Origin of the sequence: Neoluteolibacter marinus, from assembly GCF_014904755.1 — a bacterium.
Taxonomy (GTDB): domain Bacteria; phylum Verrucomicrobiota; class Verrucomicrobiia; order Verrucomicrobiales; family Akkermansiaceae; genus Haloferula; species Haloferula marina.
In genome coordinates this window covers 1-17,836 of sequence record NZ_JACZFQ010000073.1, presented here as the reverse complement: position 1 = coordinate 17,836, position 17,836 = coordinate 1, and the positions used below count along the sequence as shown (strand labels likewise).

15 protein-coding genes and 1 other RNA gene are annotated in these 17,836 nt (G+C 65.4%); 9 read left to right on the top strand and 7 right to left on the bottom strand.

Going from position 1 to position 17,836, the window contains the following annotated elements; translation table 11 throughout:
- Positions 1 to 346 precede the first annotated feature (346 nt).
- Positions 347 to 4,018 carry an HYR domain-containing protein gene (locus tag IG178_RS14255; RefSeq protein WP_193213235.1) on the top strand — a complete coding sequence of 1,224 codons (3,672 nt, stop codon included), beginning with the start codon at positions 347 to 349 and terminating at the stop codon, positions 4,016 to 4,018.
- A gap of 226 nt (positions 4,019 to 4,244) precedes the next feature.
- On the opposite strand, the gene ssrA is transcribed toward IG178_RS14255, so the two are convergent.
- Positions 4,245 to 4,602, bottom strand: a transfer-messenger RNA (tmRNA) gene (gene ssrA, locus IG178_RS14250).
- 45 nt (positions 4,603 to 4,647) lie between these two features.
- On the opposite strand from ssrA, the gene IG178_RS14245 reads away from it, so the two are divergent.
- A complete protein-coding gene (locus IG178_RS14245; protein WP_193213234.1) occupies positions 4,648 to 5,211 on the top strand; it encodes a protein-tyrosine phosphatase family protein in 564 nt (187 codons plus the stop codon).
- Positions 5,212 to 5,252: 41 nt separating this feature from the next.
- Here IG178_RS14245 and IG178_RS14240 read toward each other — a convergent pair whose 3' ends face one another.
- Complete coding sequence (locus IG178_RS14240) at positions 5,253 to 5,762, bottom strand: hypothetical protein (protein ID WP_193213233.1); 510 nt, start codon at positions 5,760 to 5,762, stop codon at positions 5,253 to 5,255.
- 142 nt (positions 5,763 to 5,904) lie between these two features.
- Between IG178_RS14240 and IG178_RS14235 the strand changes: the two genes are divergently transcribed.
- Positions 5,905 to 6,834 (top strand): ABC transporter ATP-binding protein, encoded by a 930-nt coding sequence (locus tag IG178_RS14235; RefSeq protein ID WP_193213232.1) that lies wholly within the window; start codon positions 5,905 to 5,907, stop codon positions 6,832 to 6,834.
- Complete coding sequence (locus IG178_RS14230; RefSeq protein ID WP_193213231.1) at positions 6,831 to 7,850, top strand: ABC transporter permease; 1,020 nt, start codon at positions 6,831 to 6,833, stop codon at positions 7,848 to 7,850. Before IG178_RS14235 ends, IG178_RS14230 begins: the two co-directional genes overlap by 4 nt.
- A gap of 68 nt (positions 7,851 to 7,918) precedes the next feature.
- On the opposite strand, the gene truB is transcribed toward IG178_RS14230, so the two are convergent.
- Complete coding sequence (gene truB, locus IG178_RS14225) at positions 7,919 to 8,653, bottom strand: tRNA pseudouridine(55) synthase TruB (protein WP_193213230.1); 735 nt, start codon at positions 8,651 to 8,653, stop codon at positions 7,919 to 7,921.
- A gap of 15 nt (positions 8,654 to 8,668) precedes the next feature.
- Entirely contained in the window at positions 8,669 to 9,646 is a 978-nt protein-coding gene (locus IG178_RS14220) for a DHH family phosphoesterase (protein ID WP_193213229.1), read from the bottom strand.
- A 144-nt stretch (positions 9,647 to 9,790) separates the two neighbouring features.
- On the opposite strand from IG178_RS14220, the gene IG178_RS14215 reads away from it, so the two are divergent.
- Complete coding sequence (locus IG178_RS14215; protein WP_193213228.1) at positions 9,791 to 10,372, top strand: L,D-transpeptidase; 582 nt, start codon at positions 9,791 to 9,793, stop codon at positions 10,370 to 10,372.
- A gap of 5 nt (positions 10,373 to 10,377) precedes the next feature.
- Here the strand turns inward: IG178_RS14215 and IG178_RS14210 are convergent, their stop codons facing one another.
- Complete coding sequence (locus tag IG178_RS14210; protein ID WP_193213227.1) at positions 10,378 to 11,586, bottom strand: TCR/Tet family MFS transporter; 1,209 nt, start codon at positions 11,584 to 11,586, stop codon at positions 10,378 to 10,380.
- Positions 11,587 to 11,687: 101 nt separating this feature from the next.
- Between IG178_RS14210 and IG178_RS14205 the strand changes: the two genes are divergently transcribed.
- Positions 11,688 to 12,299 carry a matrixin family metalloprotease gene (locus IG178_RS14205; RefSeq protein ID WP_193213226.1) on the top strand — a complete coding sequence of 204 codons (612 nt, stop codon included), beginning with the start codon at positions 11,688 to 11,690 and terminating at the stop codon, positions 12,297 to 12,299.
- 6 nt (positions 12,300 to 12,305) lie between these two features.
- Here IG178_RS14205 and IG178_RS14200 read toward each other — a convergent pair whose 3' ends face one another.
- The gene (locus tag IG178_RS14200; protein WP_193213225.1) at positions 12,306 to 13,940 is read right to left on the bottom strand and encodes a PQQ-dependent sugar dehydrogenase; all 1,635 of its coding nucleotides are present in this window, start codon (positions 13,938 to 13,940) and stop codon (positions 12,306 to 12,308) included.
- A gap of 87 nt (positions 13,941 to 14,027) precedes the next feature.
- Positions 14,028 to 14,810, bottom strand: a complete 783-nt coding sequence (locus IG178_RS14195; RefSeq protein ID WP_226895445.1) for a 3-keto-disaccharide hydrolase — start codon at positions 14,808 to 14,810, stop codon at positions 14,028 to 14,030.
- A gap of 79 nt (positions 14,811 to 14,889) precedes the next feature.
- Here IG178_RS14195 and IG178_RS14190 point away from each other — a divergent pair, with 79 nt between their 5' ends.
- The 3 genes from IG178_RS14190 to aroC all read left to right on the top strand — a co-directional run.
- Positions 14,890 to 15,573 (top strand): zinc-dependent peptidase, encoded by a 684-nt coding sequence (locus IG178_RS14190; protein ID WP_193213224.1) that lies wholly within the window; start codon positions 14,890 to 14,892, stop codon positions 15,571 to 15,573.
- A gap of 51 nt (positions 15,574 to 15,624) precedes the next feature.
- On the top strand, positions 15,625 to 16,866 hold the full coding sequence (locus tag IG178_RS14185) for a glycosyltransferase (protein WP_193213223.1): 1,242 nt from the start codon (positions 15,625 to 15,627) through the stop codon (positions 16,864 to 16,866).
- Positions 16,867 to 16,909: 43 nt separating this feature from the next.
- Positions 16,910 to 17,836 (top strand): chorismate synthase (gene aroC, locus IG178_RS14180; RefSeq protein ID WP_193213222.1); only part of this gene is annotated, 927 nt, incomplete at its 3' end.

The window sequence follows — 17,836 nt, the reverse complement described above, 5'->3', positions numbered from 1 at the left end:
TCGAAACACGGAAGCTGACCCCTAAACAGGGGGGTATTCGTAATGCGGGCCATCCGCCATATTGCCACGCGTGCCCCCCGGAATTCCAGCAAGCCCATGGGGCAACGCGACCCTCTGCCTTTCGCCGACGAGCGTCGCTCGGCCCAAGCCTCCCCATCGCAAGGCACCATCCGATGCACGGAGCGAAAGATACCTCCCTCTTGTTTGGACAAGTTTAGCTCCACCGCACTCTTCATCAATCACCTCACTTTCATGAGACGCCCCTGGAGTCCGCCCACCTAACAGATCACCAGGACAAACAGAAACACGACTCGCCCCTCCCCAACAGCCCCCACCCCCATCAGCCATGACCCTCCCCGACATCCCCTCCCCCTCGCCGGGCTCGCGCGCCCGGATCATCGCTCTGGCCGTCCTTTCCACGGCCACCGCAGCCAGTGCCGCCCCCCCGGCTTTCGAAGGGCTGGGGCATCTTTCTACCCACTCGAGTGGTGCCCGCTATGCCCAGGTCAGCGGCCTCTCCGCGGATGGGAGCGCCGTGGCCGGATATTCCCAGGTCTATTCGGGATCGACCTATCTGGGCTACGAAGCCTTCCGCTGGACCGAAACCGGCGGCATGCAGAGCCTCGGCGCTCTCTCCACTGACTCGAATGGCTACGGCTATGCCATCACCAGAGGCATTTCCGCGGATGGAAGCAACGTGGCCGGAGATTCCCAGATTTTTTCGGGATCGACCTATCAAGGTTACGAAGCGTTCCGCTGGACTGAAACCGGCGGCTTGCAGAGCCTCGGCTCTCTCTCCACCGGCTCGGCCGGCTTCCGCTTTGCCGTCACCAGTGGCATCTCCGCGGATGGAAGCGCCGTCGCCGGATCTTCCTACGCCTATTCGGGATTGACCTACCAGGGAACCGAAGCCTTCCGCTGGACCGAAACCGGCGGCATGCAGAGCCTCGGCGCACTTTCTACCCGCTCGGATGGATATCGTGATTCCCATACCAGGGGCATCTCCGCGGATGGATTAATTGTGGCCGGAGATTCCGTTATCTTCTCCGGTTTGGCCGCTGTGGGCCGCGAGGCCTTCCGCTGGACCGAAACCAGCGGCATGCAGAGCCTCGGTGCACTCTCCACCCGATCGGATGGATACCGCTATGCCTACACCATCGGCCTCTCCGCGGATGGAAGCACCGTGGCTGGCTATTCCGAGATCTATTCGGGATCGGTCGGGAAGGGCACCGAAGCCTTCCGCTGGACCGAAACCGGCGGCATGCAGAGCCTCGGCGCGCTTTCCACTAGATCAGATGGCTTCCGCTATGCCATCGCCAGTGGCATCTCCGCGGATGGCAGCACCGTTACCGGATATTCCAACCTCTATTCGGGATCGACCTATCAGGGCCGCGAAGTCTTCCGCTGGACCGAAACCGGCGGCTTGCAGAGCCTCGGCGCGCTTTCCACTGGATCAGATGGCTTCCGCAATTCCATCGCACGCGGCATCTCCGCGGATGGCGGAGTGGTCGTCGGCTTGTCCAATCTCTACTCCGGGACGAGCGTCATCGGACAGAAGGCATTCGCGTGGACCGAAGCCGGCGGCATGCGGAACATCGAAGAAATCCTCACCAGCGACTTCGGAGTCGATCTGTCCGATTGGGAACTTCGCGATGCCCTCTCCCTTTCTGCCGATGGCACAATCGTGGCGGGACAGGGCATCCACTGGATCGATGGCCGCGCCTATCAGGAACCCTGGATCGCCCGCATCGGAGCCGGCAACTCGGCGCCCACCCTCACCTGCCCGGCACCGGAGCATGAGTTCGAGTGCTCCTGCCAGACGACCGATGACGGCGGACCCGGCGTGCTGGCCGAGCTTGCGACCACGGTCGAGGATGCCGATGGCGACCTACTCACCGTCGTGTGGAAGGTGGACGGTGTCGTGCGGCAGACCACCACGGATGTCGCCAGCGGCACCCACGTTCACTTTTCCTACAGCTACCCCTACGGCGAGAGCACGGTGGAAGTCAGCGTGGACGACGGCACGGTGACCGAAAGCTGCAGCACGATCGTCACCGTGGTCGATACGATCGCCGCCGTGCTGGTCTGCCAGCCCCCCGTGGAGGTGAATACCGATCCCGGCCAAAGCGTTGCTACCGGCGTGACCCTGGTGGCCCCGGAGATTTCCGAAAACTGCGAGGTTGCCTCCGTGACCAACGACGCACCGGCCGCATTTCCCCTCGGTGAAACGATCGTCACCTGGACGGTCACCGACATCGGCGGCAACGTCTCGACCTGCGAACAGCTCGTGACCGTGGTCGACCGCGAAGCGCCCACCATGACTTGCCCGCCCGACCTGGTGGTCGCCCACGATCCCGGCTCGACCCGGGCAACCGGTGTCGTCATCGGCACGCCCACCGGTGTGGCGGACAACACCGATCCCACCGGTGCCACCGTCACGGTGGAAGCGCTGGAACCCGCCAACTACGAGCTCGGCGAGAACGAAGTCATCTGGACCGCCCGGGATGCCGCTGGCAACACGCTGGTCTGCACCCAGAACGTCACCGTGATCAACCACGCGCCCGTGGCGGACGTGCCGGACCCCGTGACCGTGGAGTGTCACGATCACGCGGACGGCACGGTGGAAACCATGGTGACCCTGGCGGCCGGCACTGCCGACGCGGATGCCGACCCGCTCGCCGTGACCTGGCTTGTCAACGGCGAGTCCGTGGCCACCGAGGAAAGCGTGGTGGCAGGCACCCCGGTCACGCTGACGAAACACTTCGAATTCGGTGAGAGCACGGTCGAGCTGATCCTTCACGACGGCATCGAGGAGACCCGCACCGAAACCAAGGTGACGGTGGTCGACACCATCGCCCCGGTGGCCGTGGCCAGCGCGGACGTGACGGTGGGCACCGACGATGGCACCTGCGAGGCGTCCGGAGTCGTGCTCGCCCTGCCCACGGTCTCCGACAACTGCGAGGTCGTTTCCATTGCCAACGACGCCCCCGCGGTGTTCCCACTGGGCGCCACCGTGGTGACTTGGACCGTCACCGACATCGGCGGCAACACCGCGACCTGTACCCAGCTCGTGACCGTGGTCGATGACGAGGCTCCGGTGATCATCGGGCCCGCCGACGTCACGGTCCCGCACGACGCGAATGTCTGCGAAGCCGCCGGCATCGCCCTCGGCCTCCCGTCCTCCGTCAGCGATAACTGCGGCGTTGTCTCGGTGACCCACAACGCCCCTGGGCGCTTCCCGGTCGGCACCACCGTGGTCGTGTGGACCGCCCTCGATGCCGCTGGAAACGCCGGCACCGCCACCCAGACGGTCACCGTCACCAACGCCCCTCCCCTCGCCGACGCGGGTGCCGACGTTTCCCTCGAATGTGATTCACACGAGGGCACGGTGGTCCGGCTCGACGGCACCGCGTCGGGCGACCCCGAAGGCGACGACCTGCAGTTCCTGTGGGTGGCGGACAGCATCGACTTCGACGACCCCACCAGCCCCGCGCCTTCCGCCCGTTTCCCCCTGGGATCGACGCGCGTCACCCTGACCGTCACCGACGGATGCGGTGCGATGGATTCCGCCAACGTCGTGGTGTTGATCGTCGATACCGAGTCGCCCGTCATCCAGATCACCGATGCGAGCCACGACATGCTGTGGCCGCCGAATCACGAAATGGTTCCGGTGTTGGTGCGCCTCGTCATTTCCGACGAGTGCTCGACCCCGGGGGACCTGCTTGTCAGCTGCACCGCCACGAGTGACGAAGCCGACGACTCGACCGGTGACGGCAATTTCACCGGCGACATCGACGGCCAGGACGGCCATGGTGCTCCGGTGCCCGTGACCATGGGCTACGATGCCGAAACCGGATTCTGGGAAGGCGAGATTCCGCTGCGCAGCGAGCGCATCGGCAGCGGGGACGGCCGCAAGTACACGATCCGATGTGTGGTTGCCGACGGATCGGGGAACGCCACGCATGCCAGCGTATGCGTGGTGGTTCCGAAGGGCAGCACCAACCGGAAGCAGAAGTAAGTTTCGCCCGGGTCCGGTGGTCGGCCTGGAACCTCCCCAGCACCAGGCGGGCCCGGCCCCGGGCGTGTCATCTCGACTGCATCGGACTGTTGACGCGGCCTCTTCTAATTCCGCGAAAGTCAGAATCACGGCGAACTGCCCCGCACCGATGAGAAAGCGATCTCGGTTCAGAGATGGGAGATCCCGGAAAACAGGAGGCCCCCGGCAGCTTCTGCCGGGGGCCATTTGGTGGAGGCGAGGGGAGTCGAACCCCTGTCCGGAACGTCATCCACGCGGGTATCTACACGTTTAGCCGGCGATCTGGTGTTTCGGAAGGCCTGTGCTCACCGGCGGCGGTAACCTTCCTAGGATCCTGTTGAGTCTCGCCAAGGTGCCCGGTTCCCCGGCGCCTCGGCCAGTCCGCTAAGTTTGCGCCTTCCCCCCTAGCGGACGTCGGGGTTCTGACGATGCTGTCAATTAAGCAGCAAGTGCGAGCTCGTTAGAGTCTGCATTTATTTGTTTTGAGCGGCTTTTTAGGAGGCCAGCCGATCAACCTCCACGTGCAACCAGCATTTTGAACATCCCGTCGAAACCAGAACGCCCCCAATTGCTGACGGCCGGAACATGACCGCGATGACCCGCCTGAGCAAATGGAATTTCCATCCTGCTTTTCCACCGCCATGGTGCCGGCCATGAAGGTCCACCACTACCCGGTCCAACCGGGACTGCTTGCCGGCGAGTATCCCGGTCACGCCCAACCCGAAGTCGCCCTCGTCCGCCTGCAACAACTGGTCGACAAGGACGTCCGGACCTTCATCGACCTGACCCACGAAATCGACGACCTCGCTCCCTACGAACCGCTCTTTACCGGGATCGACGACGCCGGTTCCCTTGGTCTCAAGCGCTACTCCTTCCAGATCCAGGACATGAAAATCCCCACGGAGCCCTCGGTGATGCAGCGGGCCCTCGACCGGATCCGCTCCGAAATCGCCAAGGATCGTGCCTGTTACGTCCACTGCTGGGGCGGCATCGGCCGCACTGGCACGGTCATCGGATGCTGGTTGCGCGAAAGCGGAATGGACGGAGGCCCGGCCCTCGCCGAAGTGCAACGTCTCTACGCATCCCACATGCCTCCGGCCAAGCTTGCCCGCTACCCCCACTCGCCCCAGCAGGCTGCCCAGATCCGCTACGTCAGGGAGTGGCCGGACGTTTGACACCCGCGTTCCCGGATTCGCGGCACCCCCCTGCCCGGTCCTCATTGCCGGGAAAGCCAAGCGATCATGGCGGCCTCGAGCAATAGCGCGATCACCAGCACCCGCTTCAAGGTGGTACCGACCCGCCACTTCACCCCGGGGGTCCGCGCGACGATCTCCCGGTATTCGCCGGAAAGGATCCGGTGGCCTCGGGGACAACACAGGACACCGATCCCGTATCCGCCGAGCAGCGTGCCGATCGGCACCAACAGCATGCCGACGAAAAGGAAAAGTATCGCGGAGGGAAGCGCCCAGGACTCCAAGCGCCTCAATCCCACGCCAGTCACGTAGGGCAACGACGCCCCGGCAAAGCCAATGAGCAACTTGAACGTGGCGCCCGGAGAGGAATGCAAGATCACGCCCTCCAACCCGATGATCACCGTCAACGCGAAGATGAGAATGCCGCCCGTGCACAACAACCACCCCAAGGCCCGGACGGCCGTCTCGTGTTCGAGATGCTCCCGGCGTACCTCCAAGGGGTCCGCGGACTCCGACCCATCGTCATCGGCCACGGGTAACAATGGATCGGAATAATACTCCACCTCTGAAGGGTGGAGCATCGCGAAGGCACCGGCAAGCACTCCCGTCGGCCTGCCCGGCCGTTTCTGCAATCTCCTTGGCAAGTCCGGGAGCGGCGGGTGAAGTGTCAGGCAGATGAGGGAGCGGCCGGCGGTGGAGATCGAGTTCCTGAAGAAGCGCTACGGCAAGTTCGTGGCGCTCGACGGGGTGGCATTGAGCGTGCCGAGGGGCACCGTGTTCGGGCTGTTAGGCCCGAACGGCGCGGGCAAGAGCACGCTGGTGAAGTCGCTGTTGACCATCATCCGGCCGACCGAGTGCCGCGGCAGCCTCCTGGACAAGAGTATCGGCGACCGCAAGACGTTGGCGAGGGTCGGCTACCTGCCGGAGCACGCCCGCTTTCCGGATTATCTTACCGGCCGGGAGGTGATCCGCTATTCCGCCGGACTCGCGGGAGTTCCCGGCCGGATCGCGAAGGAGCGGGCGGAAGCACTGGTCGGCACCGTGGGAATGGGCGACTGGGGTGACAAGAAGGTCGGCACCTACTCCAAGGGCATGAAGCAGCGGATCGGACTGGCCCAGGCCTTGGTCAACGAACCGGAAATCGTGTTCCTCGACGAGCCGACCGACGGCGTCGACCCCGAAGGCCGCATCGAGATCCGCAAGCTGATCGAGGCCATGCGGGAACAAGGCCGGACGGTCTTCGTCAACAGCCACCTCCTCGGCGAGGTCGAACAGGTGGCGGACGAGGTGGCGATCCTTTCCCGCGGCAAGGTGATCCGGTCCGGCAAGGTCCGGGATCTAACGGCCGGGTCGCGAATGTTCGAAATCCGCAGCCTCGGCCCGGTTCCGCCGGAGATCCGCGGCAAGCTCGAAACCGCCGGCCTGGAGGTGGCCGGCGACCGGATCACCGTCCCCGCGGCGGATGCCGGTGAGGTCCAGGGCGTGATCGATGCCCTGCGCGCGGCCGGCGTGGTGATCCGGGAGTTGAAGGAGGTCCGGCAGTCGCTAGAAGAGCTGTTCCTTTCCGCAGTGAGCAGTGCCCGGCAGGAAGGAGGCAAACCATGAGGGCGGCCCTGGCGATCTTGTGGGACTCGTTCCGGCTGCTGCAGGCAAGGAAGCTCTTCTGGTTTGCCCTCGGGATCTCGGTGCTGGTGGCGCTGTTCTATGCCTCGATCGGTTTCAACGCCAAGGGCATGACCTTGTTCTTCGGCGCGAAGACGATGGAGAACCCGCTCCTGCAGGAGGGCAAGCCGGAGGCCGCGGCGTTTTACGTGATGATTTTCACCGACGTGATCGTGAAGCTCTGGCTGGCCTGGGTCGCGGTGGTGCTGGCACTGCTGTCGACGGCGAGCATCTTCCCCGATTTCATCTCCGAGGGCTCGATCGGCATTGCGCTGTCCAAACCGGTCGGACGACTGCGTCTGTTCCTGTTGAAGTACTTCGGTGGTCTCATGTTCGTGGCGCTGCAGGTGACGGTCTTCACCACGATCGTTTTCGTCGCGCTGGGCATGCGGGTCGGGGAATGGAACCTGACCGTCTTCTGGGCGGTTCCGGTGATCACCTTCGTGTTCAGCCTGCTCTACTGCATGGCCGTCTGGATCGGGATCTGGACCCGCTCGACCTTGTTCGCACTGCTGGGGGCATTCATGATGTGGGGCACGGCGCTGCTCGTTCAATGGGGCGAGGAAGGCCTCTACGAAATCAGCCATTTCAACCCGGAAGCCGGGGTGACCGTGGACTTCCGGAGCGGAACCCGGTCCGAGGGAGAATCCCGCGAAAAGGACCCCGAGATGGTCGCGATGCACCGCAACATCGAAAGGGCCGTGCTGCCGCTCCCGAAGACCCGGGACGCGACGAACTATCTCAAGCGGCTGGTCCGGATGAAGGAGCGGGATTCGCTGCTGTCCGGCGTGACCTTGGACGACTTGCTGAAAGGCGAGCTGCCCGACCCCAAAAAGGCGGCAGCCATGAAGCGCCTCGAGAACCGCCACTCGGCGGCCTATGTCTTCGGCACCTCGGCGCTGTTCGAGGTCGTGATCCTGTCGCTTGCGGCGTGGATTTTCTGCCGCCGCGACTACTGAAAGGCAGGCACGAAAAAGCCCGGCAACCGGTGCCGGGCTTTCGCAGGAGCGGGCAGAACCGGACAGGCTCAGGCGCCGCGCATCAGCGAGATCTCGGCGAGACTCACCAACGACTTCCAGAGCTCCTCGCGGGGCATCTCCTTCAGCTGGTCCACAGTGATCGCACGGTCGAGCGTGAAACGGCCGGAACGGGTGCGGCGGAGGTTGCTGAGATGCGCCCCGCAGCCGAGTTTCGCCCCGATGTCGTGGGCGTAGGTGCGGACGTAGAAGCCCTTCGAGCAGTTCACGACGAAGTCGATCTCGGGCAGCTCGACGCGGGTGATCTTGTAGTCGAGCACCTTCACCGGCCGCGGTTCGCGGACGACCTCCTGTCCCTTGCGGGCCAGCTTGTAGAGTGGCACGCCGTCCTTCTTGATCGCGGACACCATCGGCGGGATCTGTTCGAAGTCGCCGGTGAAAGCGGCGAAGGCCTCGTCGAGTTGTTCCGTGGTGAAGGCCGGCACTTCCTTTTCCTCGAGCACCTCTCCCTGGCGGTCCTGGGTCGAGGTCGTTTTGCCGAGCGTGAGGGTGCCGTGATACTCCTTGTCCTCGCTCATGAGCAGGTCCTGGATCTTGGTGGCGCGCTCGACCACCAGCATGAGCAACCCGGTGGCCATCGGATCCAGCGTGCCGCAATGCCCGATTTTCTTGGTTCCGAGGGAACGGCGGGCGATGGCGACCACGTCGTGCGAGGTCATGTCAGGCGACTTGTCCATCAGCAGCACGCCGCTGGGGACGATGGGTCCGGGGTTCGGTCGGTTCATTTTGGGAAAACGGTGTCAGTTCGCGGGGAGGGCGCGGGAAATCGCGGCAAGCACCTGCTGTTTCGCGTCGGCCAGCGGACCGGCCATGCGGATTCCGGCGGCCAGCGCGTGGCCGCCGCCGCCGAACTCGGCGCAGACATTGCAGGCGTCGACGCGCGGATCCTTGGAGCGCATCGACACGCGGATCTTGCCGTCGGGAAGCTCTTCGAAGAACACCGCGACGATCACGCCCTGGATGCCACGGATCATGTCGATGAGGCCCTCGCTGTCCTCGGCCTTCACGCCCAGCGCCTGGCGGGTCGCCATGGTGAGCTCCCAGTGGGCGACGCGGCCTTCGCCGGTGATCTCGAGCGTGTTGAGCAGAGCACGGGTGAGCTCGATCCGGCGCAGCGGGTGGCTGTCGTAGGTGAGCGAGTTGATTTCACCGACGTTCAGCCCGCGGCGGATGAGATCGGCGGCCATCAGGTAGGTCTCCTCGGTGGTCGACGGATACTGGAAGGAACCGGTGTCGGTGGAAACGGCCACGTAGATGGCGTCGCGGGTCGCGTCGGGCATCGGCAGCCCGAGGGTGGTGATCAGCTTGTAAAGGATCTGGCCGGTCGCGGGGCTGCCGGAGTCGATGTGGTTCACATCGCCGTAGCCGGGGTTCGACTTGTGGTGGTCGATGTTGACCCACAGCTTCGCCGCCGAGGCGGCGTTCAGGGCGGCGTCGCCGAGGCGCGGCTTGGTCGCGGTGTCGAGGGCGATGGCCACCTCGACTTCCAGCGGCTCGGCCGGCGGCAGCTCGATCCGGTCCGCCCCGTCGAGGAAGGCGAGGTTGTCGGGAAGCCCGTCCTCGTTGATCAGTCGGACCTTCTTGCCCGCGGCCTCGAGCGCGAGGCCCAGGGAGATCTGCGAGCCGATGGCATCGGCGTCCGGGCGCACGTGGCTGATCAGCACGAAGGACTCGTGCCGGGCGAAAACGTCACCGATTTCCTGGAAGGTCGCGTTCATAGAGTCCCGCCGCGGGGGCGGGGATTTTCCCGATGAGCCCGGAACAGGCAAGGACAAAGCCCGCGCCGGCCGATCCGGCGGGAGCCCGGCGAATATGCAGGAGATTCCAGGGAAAATCGATTGTTTGGCGACACAACGACCCGAATGTCACCGAGCCTTCGCCTCCCCTGCCTTTTCGCCGCGCTCCTGGCTTCTTGCAACCTTTTCGACCCCGGCCCGCCGCCGAAGGCGTCCTATGTCATGTATGAATGGGAGGATGACGGCGGCCCCGGCGAGGTTTCCGTCGAGGTCGACCTGTCCGCCCAAGTCGCGACCTACCGCCGTGGCGACCGCCAGATCGGCTGGTCCTACGTCTCCACCGGCAAGGAAGGCCACTCGACCTCGCCCGGGAACTACCGGATCACCGAGAAGATGGAGGTGAAATACTCCGACCGCTACGGCTGGATCACCGATGCCGCGGGCAATGTCACCAACGGCGACGCCAAGCCGACCACGCCCGTTCCACCCGGCGAAATCTACCATCCGGCGCCGATGCTCCACTGGATGCGGATCACCTCCTACGGGATCGGCCTCCACGCCGGTGAGATCCCCCGCCCCGGCGAACCGGCATCGCACGGCTGCATCCGCCTGCCCAAGGACTTCGTGCCGAAACTCTACGAGGTGACCAAGGTCGGCACCCCGGTGAAGCTGGTGAAAACCGGCGCGCTGGAAAAACCACGGCCCTGACTCCTTCACGCCGCGCGCCGGAATGCCCGCCACGCCAGCCCGGCAGCCGCAAGCGCCACGAGACCCGCCCCGAAGAAGGGCAGTCCCGGCACCTCCGGGGACCGTTCCGGCGCGATGGCCCAGGAAAACAGCGCGGTCCACAGCAAGGGCGCCGCGATCCCGGCGACGCTGGTGATGCTGTTGAGTGCGCCCTGCACCGCCCCCTGCTCGTCGGCAGGCACGGACTGGGAGATCATCGATTGGGTCGCGGGCGAACCGATGCCGGCGATCGACCCGATCAGGATGATGCCGTAGATCATCCAGCCCTCGGTCGCCGCCCCGTAGCAGGCCATGGCCACGGTCATGGCGAGCAGGCCGAGATAAATCCCGCGGCGCTCACCGATCACCCGGATCACCCGGCCGGCCAGCCCGCCCTGGACGATCGCCGCCATCACGCCGACCAGCGCCAGCGACAGGCCGACCTGCTTGCTGTTCCAGCCGTAGCGGTGCCCGGTGTAGAGCACCCACAGGCAGGGGTAGATATTCCCCGCGAGGATGCTCAGGAAATGCGTCCCGGCCAATCCGAACACCAGCGGCCAGCGCCGCAGCGCGCTCAGGGTCTTGATCGGGTGGGCACTCGCCCAGGTGAAGGGCCGGCGGTTTTCCGGAGCCAGCGATTCGGGCAAAACGAAGGCACCGTAGAGCCAATTCAACAGCGTGATCCCGGCCGCAACCAGGAATGGCACGCGCAACCCGAATCCGCCGAGCAGCCCGCCGATGGCAGGCCCGGCGATGAAGCCCAGCCCGAAGGCCGCGCCGATGATGCCGAATCCCGCCGCACGCTTCTCGGCCGGCGTGACATCGGCGATGTAGGCGCTCGCCGCCGAGAAATTGGCCGCCGTGATGCCGGAAACGATCCGCGCCAGGTAGAGCCAGCCGATCGTCGGCGCCCACGCCAGCACCAGGTAGTCGATGCCCGATCCCAGCAATGAAAACAGGATCACCGGCCGCCGCCCGAAGCGGTCCGACAAGCTGCCAAGCACCGGCGAGAAGATGAATTGCATCAAGGCATACAAGGCCCCGAGCCAGCCCACCGCGTGCGCCGCGGCCTGGACATCGCCCCCTTGCAGCTCCTCGACCAGCTTCGGCAGCACCGGCACGATCACTCCGATCCCGAAGATATCGAGGAACAGCGTGATGAAGATGAAAACAATCGCGGGCTTCGGCCGGGCCATGCGCGAGCTTACCCGCCGCGGCCCCGGCTCAAGCGCCAATCCGCGACATGCCGAGATTACGGGATCGCCCCGCACGACCACCGTCCCCAAGACTGCTTCCGATGATCCGATTCCTCATTGCGCTCGTCCTGCTCCTCGCCTGCCCGGGTTTTGCGGGGGCCGACGGGGCATCGATTTCAATCCAGCCGCTGGGCACCGTCGACCGGCACCGGATCGAAGTGATGAAGACCGGACTTGAGCAGGCCTATGGGAAGAAAGTGCTCGTGCTGAAACCCGTCCCTCTCCCCGAGTCCGCTTGGTATGCCCCGCGGGGTCGTTATCGGGCGGAGAAAATCCTGGATCACCTCGGCCGTGAGCCGGATCCCAAGCAACCCGTGCTGATCGCGATCACGGCAAAGGATATCTCGACAACGAAAGGAGACCGTGAGGACTTCGGCATCTACGGACTGGGTGAGTTGGACGGACGCGTCTGCGTGGTATCGACTTTCCGGATGGGAGCCGGAGGTGTCGATGAAGCGACGCAGCTCGAGCGCTTGCGGAAAATCGCGATCCACGAGATCGGCCATGTTGCCGGCCTCCTCCACTGCAAGGCGCCCGGCTGCGTGATGCAGGACATCGAAGCCAGCATCCGCAAGGTGGATCGGGAATCCGGCGCCATGTGCCCCGGATGCAAAGAGGCTGCGCTCAATGCAATCGCCGCGAAAGCCCGGTGACGCCAGTCAGTCCGCTGGACGCGGGTCCACGTCGTCCAGCATCAGGCGGTAGATCCGGCCGTCGTCGAAGCAGGTCACGACGACTTCCCCTTCCCCGTCCGGCGTGAACGCCGTGATCCGGGACGGCGCCCGGGCGATCTCGACGACCGATTGGAACTTCCCGCCGTCCTGCCGGAGCGCCCAGATACGACGGCTCTCGTAGTCACCGAACAGGTAGCTGCCCTGGAGCAATGGCTGCCTCGATCCGCGGTAGACCAGCCCGCCGGTGACCGAGACGCCGTGGTTGCGCCCGTAGCTCATGATCGGGGCGACGTAGCTTTCGCCGTCGCGGCGATATTGATCGGAGAAGGCATCGAAGCCTTCGTAGACGTTCCAGCCGTAGTTGCCGCCGCGGCGGACGATGTCGATCTCCTCGAACTTGTTCTGCCCGACATCCGCCAGCCACAGGTCGCCGGTCACGAGATCCCAGCTGAACCGGTAGGGATTGCGGAAACCGCTGGCCCAGATTTCCGGCCGCACGCCCTCGACGCCGACGTAGGGATTGTCCGCGGGAATGCCGTAGCCGAGGCCACCGTCGCGCTTGTCGACATCGATGCGCAGCATTTTCCCCAGCAGCAGCCCCATCTCCTGGGCGTGTCCCTGGGGATCCCGGTGCGGCCCGGTGTCGCCCATGCCGAAATACAGGTATCCGTCCCTCCCGAACCGGATGTCCCCGCCGCAGTGGTCCAGCGTCGCGGCGCGGATCTTGATGACCTCGCGGGCCGCTTGACCGGAATCCTCGACCTGCCCCGCCTTCATCGTCCGTTCCTCGATGATCGTGTAGGTCGTCCCCTCCTCCATGACCTGGTACTGGAGGTAGTAGCGGCGGTTCTTCTCAAAAAATGGATGGAAGGCCAACCCCATCAATCCCGTGGCCCCGCTGGGCTTCACCTTCGAGCTAAGATCGAGGAACGGCGTGCTCTCCGCAGAGCTGCCGATGCCTTCGACCGCCCGGATCCGCCCGGCATGCTCCAGCACCAGGGCGGAGCGCTCCCGGGTTTCGGGAACCCACCCGAACAGCGTCGGGTGATCGAATTTCAGATCGAACAGCGGCTCGAGCCGCGCCTGGCCGCGACTCATCGGGATAACCGCCGGGCTCGCATCGTTCCCCTCCTTGACCTCGGCACGCAGCGATTCCAGATAAGCGATCAGGTCGGCGAAGCCCTGCGGCTCCATGCCAAGATGCAGGCCCGGCGGCATCAGAGAGACATCGTTCGTTTCGCGCGATGCGACCTCTTCGGAGGAGATCTTCGAGATCGCCCCGTCCACCCCGATCAGATCGATCCCTTTGTCGGAAATCGCCCGGATCACCCCGACCCGGCTGCCGCCGGACTTCAACGTCACCGTCGTGGTGGCAAATCCCACCGCCACCTCGGCCCCCGGCTCGATCACCGCGCGGATCAGGTCCTTCTTGCCGAACTTGTCGCCGACCGCGGAAAGATCCGGCCCGACCTTGGTGCCGCTGCCATCGACGGTGTGGCAAGCCGCGCACATCGAGCCCTGCGCATTGAAGACCACGCGCCCGGCCGCCACGTCCCCTTGCTGGGTCATCGCATAGGTGGCGAAATCAACCGGAGCCGCTGCCCGGACGGCCGTTGCCATCAGAATCATCGCGGCCGAAGCCACCACCCCATGCATCGCGTTCGACATGTCCGAACCGGACCACGCGGACCACCGCGGCACAAGCCATCAGTCTTCCAGCGACTTCAACTCGATGTTCCGGAACCACACCGGCTGGCCCTCCGCCTGCAAGGCGATGTAGCCGAACTCGAGCTGAACCGGCGCCCCGGCCTGGAGCAGCCCCGCGGCGGAAACGATCCTCCCTTCGGGATCGAGCTGCGGCTTTTGGTAGCGCAGGACTTCCTTGCCGTTGACCCTGTGGATGACCTCGTCGTTGCCACGGACCTCGATCTCGATCTTGACCCACTCGTCGGCGGGGAAGGTCGGCGCGCTCGACTCGACGATGTGTTGCGTCACCAGCTTGCCGTCGATTTCCAGGTTCGTGCCCGGGGTGCAGACATTGCCCGTCGACCGCTTGCCCTTGCCCTCGTCCGCCAGGAACTGGAACTCCAGGCTCACCGGGAAACCCTGGTCGAGCGCCATGCTCTGCGGCGACTGTGAGTGGATCATCACCCCGCTGTTGAGGTTCACGTAGGAAGGTGCGTCCGCCATCATCGTGCCGGTGAAGCGGTATTCCATCCGCAGGAGATAGCGCGAGTAGGCGATGTTGGTGAAGAGGTGCCCGTACTGCTGGTCGAACTTCCCGTAGCCTTCGTAGGAAACCTTGATGATGCCATCGTCGACCTTGAACGTGTCGTGGGGATTCTCCCCGCACGCATGCCCCGCCACCTTCGGCGTCCAACCGTCGAGGTTCTTGCCGTTGAAAAGGCTCACCCACGGGTGATCGGCGGCAGGCGACACGGCGGAAACGGCCACCAGCATGGCACCGCAAAGGACGACGGGTGATTTCATGCCGCCAGCGATACCGGGCGGGCCGTGGCATTCCAAGCGGAAGCTGAACGATCTTCTCCGGAGTCGCCGTTAGGAGTTCATGCTGCTCCGCCGCCTGCTGCTCGCCCTGACCCTGTGCCCCGCAATCTCGATGGCCGGCCTCACCGCCGACGACTACGAGACCGCATCGATCGCCGGCTGGACCGTCCACATCGAAAAGTCCCTGGCGGACCATCCGCGGCGGCAGGCGGCCCTGGATCTGTTGGAAACCAAGCTCAAGGAAGTCGCCGGCCTGGTGCCCGGTGCCGCCCTGCCGAAACTGCGGCAGGTGCCGATCTGGCTCAGCCGCAACGCGGACCAAGGCGCGTGCTATCACCCGTCGGTCGACTGGCTGCGGAACAACGGCCGGGTGGTCGAGATGGCGCGCTCGATCGAACTCCAGAACATCGATCATTTCATCGACTGGGCGCCCACCCAGCCGCTGATGGTGCTCCACGAACTGGCCCACGCCTGGCACGACCGCGTGCTGCCGGACGGCTACGCGAACGCGGAGATCCGCAAGGCTTTCGACCGCGCGGTGGCGACGAAGGACTACGAGAACGTGAAGCGCGCCAACGGCAAGCTGGTCCGCCACTACGCGCTGAGCAACGAAAAGGAATACTTCGCCGAATGCAGCGAGGCCTATTTCGGCAGGAACGACTTCCAGCCCTTCGAGCGGGAGGAGCTGAAAAGCTTCGACCCGTCCGGTTACGCGCTGGTCGAGAAGATGTGGGGCCTGCGCTAACAGCCGCGCCGCTTGCCAAGTTGCCGCCGATCCGCCACCAAGAGGTCACCGATGCGGATCCTGATCTACGCCATGGGCAGCGCCGGCGATGTCCACCCCTTCGTCGGCGTGGGCAAGGCGCTGCAGGCGCGCGGCCACGAGGTCATCCTGCTCACCAGCGCCATGTTCGACGGCATGGTGCGACGGGCCGGCCTTGAGATGCGTGCCATGGGCACGGTGGAGGATTTCGAACGGATCCAGGCCGACCCCGACCTCTGGCATCCGCGCCGGGCCCTCTCCGCGGTGATCCGCAACGCGGTCGATCCGAGCTACCAGCGGATCCTCGACGCCACCCGCGATCTCCATCAACCGGGCAACACGGTCATCCTCGCCAGCTCGCTGGCCTGGGCCACGCTGACCGTCCGCGAGCTCCTAGACATCCCGGTGATCACCGTCCACCTCGCGCCCTCGCTGTTCATCAGCAGTTACCGCCAGCCGGTGCTCCCCGGGGCGCCGGTGGGACAGAACGCGCCCCGCTGGATGAAGCGGATCCAGTGGTGGTGCGCCGGAAAGGTCGTGGACCATCACGCCCTGCCCGCCCTCAACCGATTCCGCGCGGAGCACGGCCTGACGCCGTCGAAGGACCTGCTGACCGGTTGGCATTCCCCCGACCGCGTCATCGCGCTGTTCCCGGACTGGTTCGGCCCGCCCCAGCCCGACTGGCCGGCCCAGGTCCGCCAGACCGGCTTCCCCTTGTTCGATGAAAAGGGCCAGCACGAGCTGCCGCCCGATCTCGACCACTTCCTCGACGACGGCGATCCGACGGTGGTCTTCACGCCTGGCAGCGCGATGGACCGCGGCCACGAATTCTTCGCCGAGGCGGTCAAGGCGCTCCGGATGCTCGGCAAGCGCGGCATCCTCCTGAGCCGATTTTCCAAGACGATCCCCGCGGATCTTCCCGCCGGGGTCCGGCATTTCACTTACCTCCCGTTCAGCGAGGTCCTGCCCCGGGCCGGGGCGCTCGGCTACCATGGCGGGGTCGGCACCTGCGCCCAGACCCTGCAGGCCGGCATTCCCCATCTCGTCCAGCCGATGGCCCACGACCAGCTCGACACGCTCAGCCGCGTCCGCGACCTCGGGGTCGGGGACGGCCTGGTGCCGCGGCATTTCACCGCCAAAAACATCGCGGGAGTGCTGGACCGCCTGCTCCACGATCCGGCCATGAAACAGCGCGCCCGTGCCATCGCGGAGCGCTTCGATCCCGCCGGCTGGATGACCGGGACCTGCGATCTGGTGGAACAGATAAAGCCCTGAAACCGCTCTTGGCGGGCGGCGCGGGATTCCTACACTCCCGCGCATGTCATCGACTTTCGGCCACGCGTTCCGCATCCACACCTTCGGCGAATCCCACGGTGGCGGGGTCGGCGTGATCATCGACGGCGTCCCGCCACGCGTCCCGTTGTCGGTGGAAGACATTCAGCATGAACTGGATCGGCGCCGCCCGGGACAGAGCGAGATCGTCACCCCGCGCAAGGAAGCCGACAAGGCGGAGATCCTTTCCGGCCTCATCGACGGCAGCACCCTCGGCACCCCGATTGCCGTGGTCGTCCGCAACGAGGACCAGCGGCCCGGCGCCTACGACGAGATGGCGGTGAAATACCGGCCGTCCCACGCCGACTACACCTACGATGCCAAGTTCGGCATCCGCGCGCTGTCCGGCGGCGGCCGCGCTTCGGCCCGCGAGACCATCGGCCGGGTGGCCGCGGCCGCGGTGGCCAAGAAGGTGCTCGATCACCTCGCGCCGGGCATGGAGGTGCTCGCCTGGGTGAAGTCGATCCACGACCTCAATGCCACTGTCGATCCCGAGACGGTCACTTCCGCGGACATCGAGGGCAACATCGTCCGCACCGGCGATCCGGCAATGGTCGAGCCGATGATCGAGCGCATCAAGGAGGTCCGCGGCGAGGGCAACTCGGTCGGCGGCGTGGTCGAGTGCGTCATCCGCAACTGCCCGCCCGGCCTCGGCGAGCCGGTCTTCGACAAGCTCGAGGCCGAACTTGCCAAAGCCATGCTTTCCTTGCCCGCGACCAAGGGCTTCGAGATCGGCTCGGGCTTCGCCGGCACCCTGCTCAAGGGCAGCGAGCACAATGACCCCTTCCGCATGGTCGATGGCAAGGTCCGCACCACCAGCAATCGCTCCGGCGGGATCCAAGGGGGCATCTCCAACGGCGAGAACATCGTCTTCCGGGTCGCCTTCAAGCCGACCGCCACGATCATGACCTCG

Excerpts from the sequence above, each read along its gene's own strand:
- IG178_RS14255 (WP_193213235.1), top strand. The coding sequence starts at position 347 with ATGACCCTCCCCGACATCCCCTCCCCCTCGCCGGGCTCGCGCGCCCGG.
- IG178_RS14230 (WP_193213231.1), top strand. The coding sequence starts at position 6,831 with ATGAGGGCGGCCCTGGCGATCTTGTGGGACTCGTTCCGGCTGCTGCAG.
- truB (WP_193213230.1), bottom strand. The coding sequence starts at position 8,653 with ATGAACCGACCGAACCCCGGACCCATCGTCCCCAGCGGCGTGCTGCTG.
- IG178_RS14215 (WP_193213228.1), top strand. The coding sequence starts at position 9,791 with ATGTCACCGAGCCTTCGCCTCCCCTGCCTTTTCGCCGCGCTCCTGGCT.
- IG178_RS14200 (WP_193213225.1), bottom strand. The coding sequence starts at position 13,940 with ATGGCAACGGCCGTCCGGGCAGCGGCTCCGGTTGATTTCGCCACCTAT.
- IG178_RS14245 (WP_193213234.1), top strand. The coding sequence starts at position 4,648 with ATGGAATTTCCATCCTGCTTTTCCACCGCCATGGTGCCGGCCATGAAG.
- IG178_RS14235 (WP_193213232.1), top strand. The coding sequence starts at position 5,905 with ATGAGGGAGCGGCCGGCGGTGGAGATCGAGTTCCTGAAGAAGCGCTAC.
- IG178_RS14195 (WP_226895445.1), bottom strand. The coding sequence starts at position 14,810 with ATGAAATCACCCGTCGTCCTTTGCGGTGCCATGCTGGTGGCCGTTTCC.
- IG178_RS14220 (WP_193213229.1), bottom strand. The coding sequence starts at position 9,646 with ATGAACGCGACCTTCCAGGAAATCGGTGACGTTTTCGCCCGGCACGAG.
- IG178_RS14185 (WP_193213223.1), top strand. The coding sequence starts at position 15,625 with ATGCGGATCCTGATCTACGCCATGGGCAGCGCCGGCGATGTCCACCCC.
- IG178_RS14190 (WP_193213224.1), top strand. The coding sequence starts at position 14,890 with ATGCTGCTCCGCCGCCTGCTGCTCGCCCTGACCCTGTGCCCCGCAATC.
- IG178_RS14205 (WP_193213226.1), top strand. The coding sequence starts at position 11,688 with ATGATCCGATTCCTCATTGCGCTCGTCCTGCTCCTCGCCTGCCCGGGT.
- IG178_RS14210 (WP_193213227.1), bottom strand. The coding sequence starts at position 11,586 with ATGGCCCGGCCGAAGCCCGCGATTGTTTTCATCTTCATCACGCTGTTC.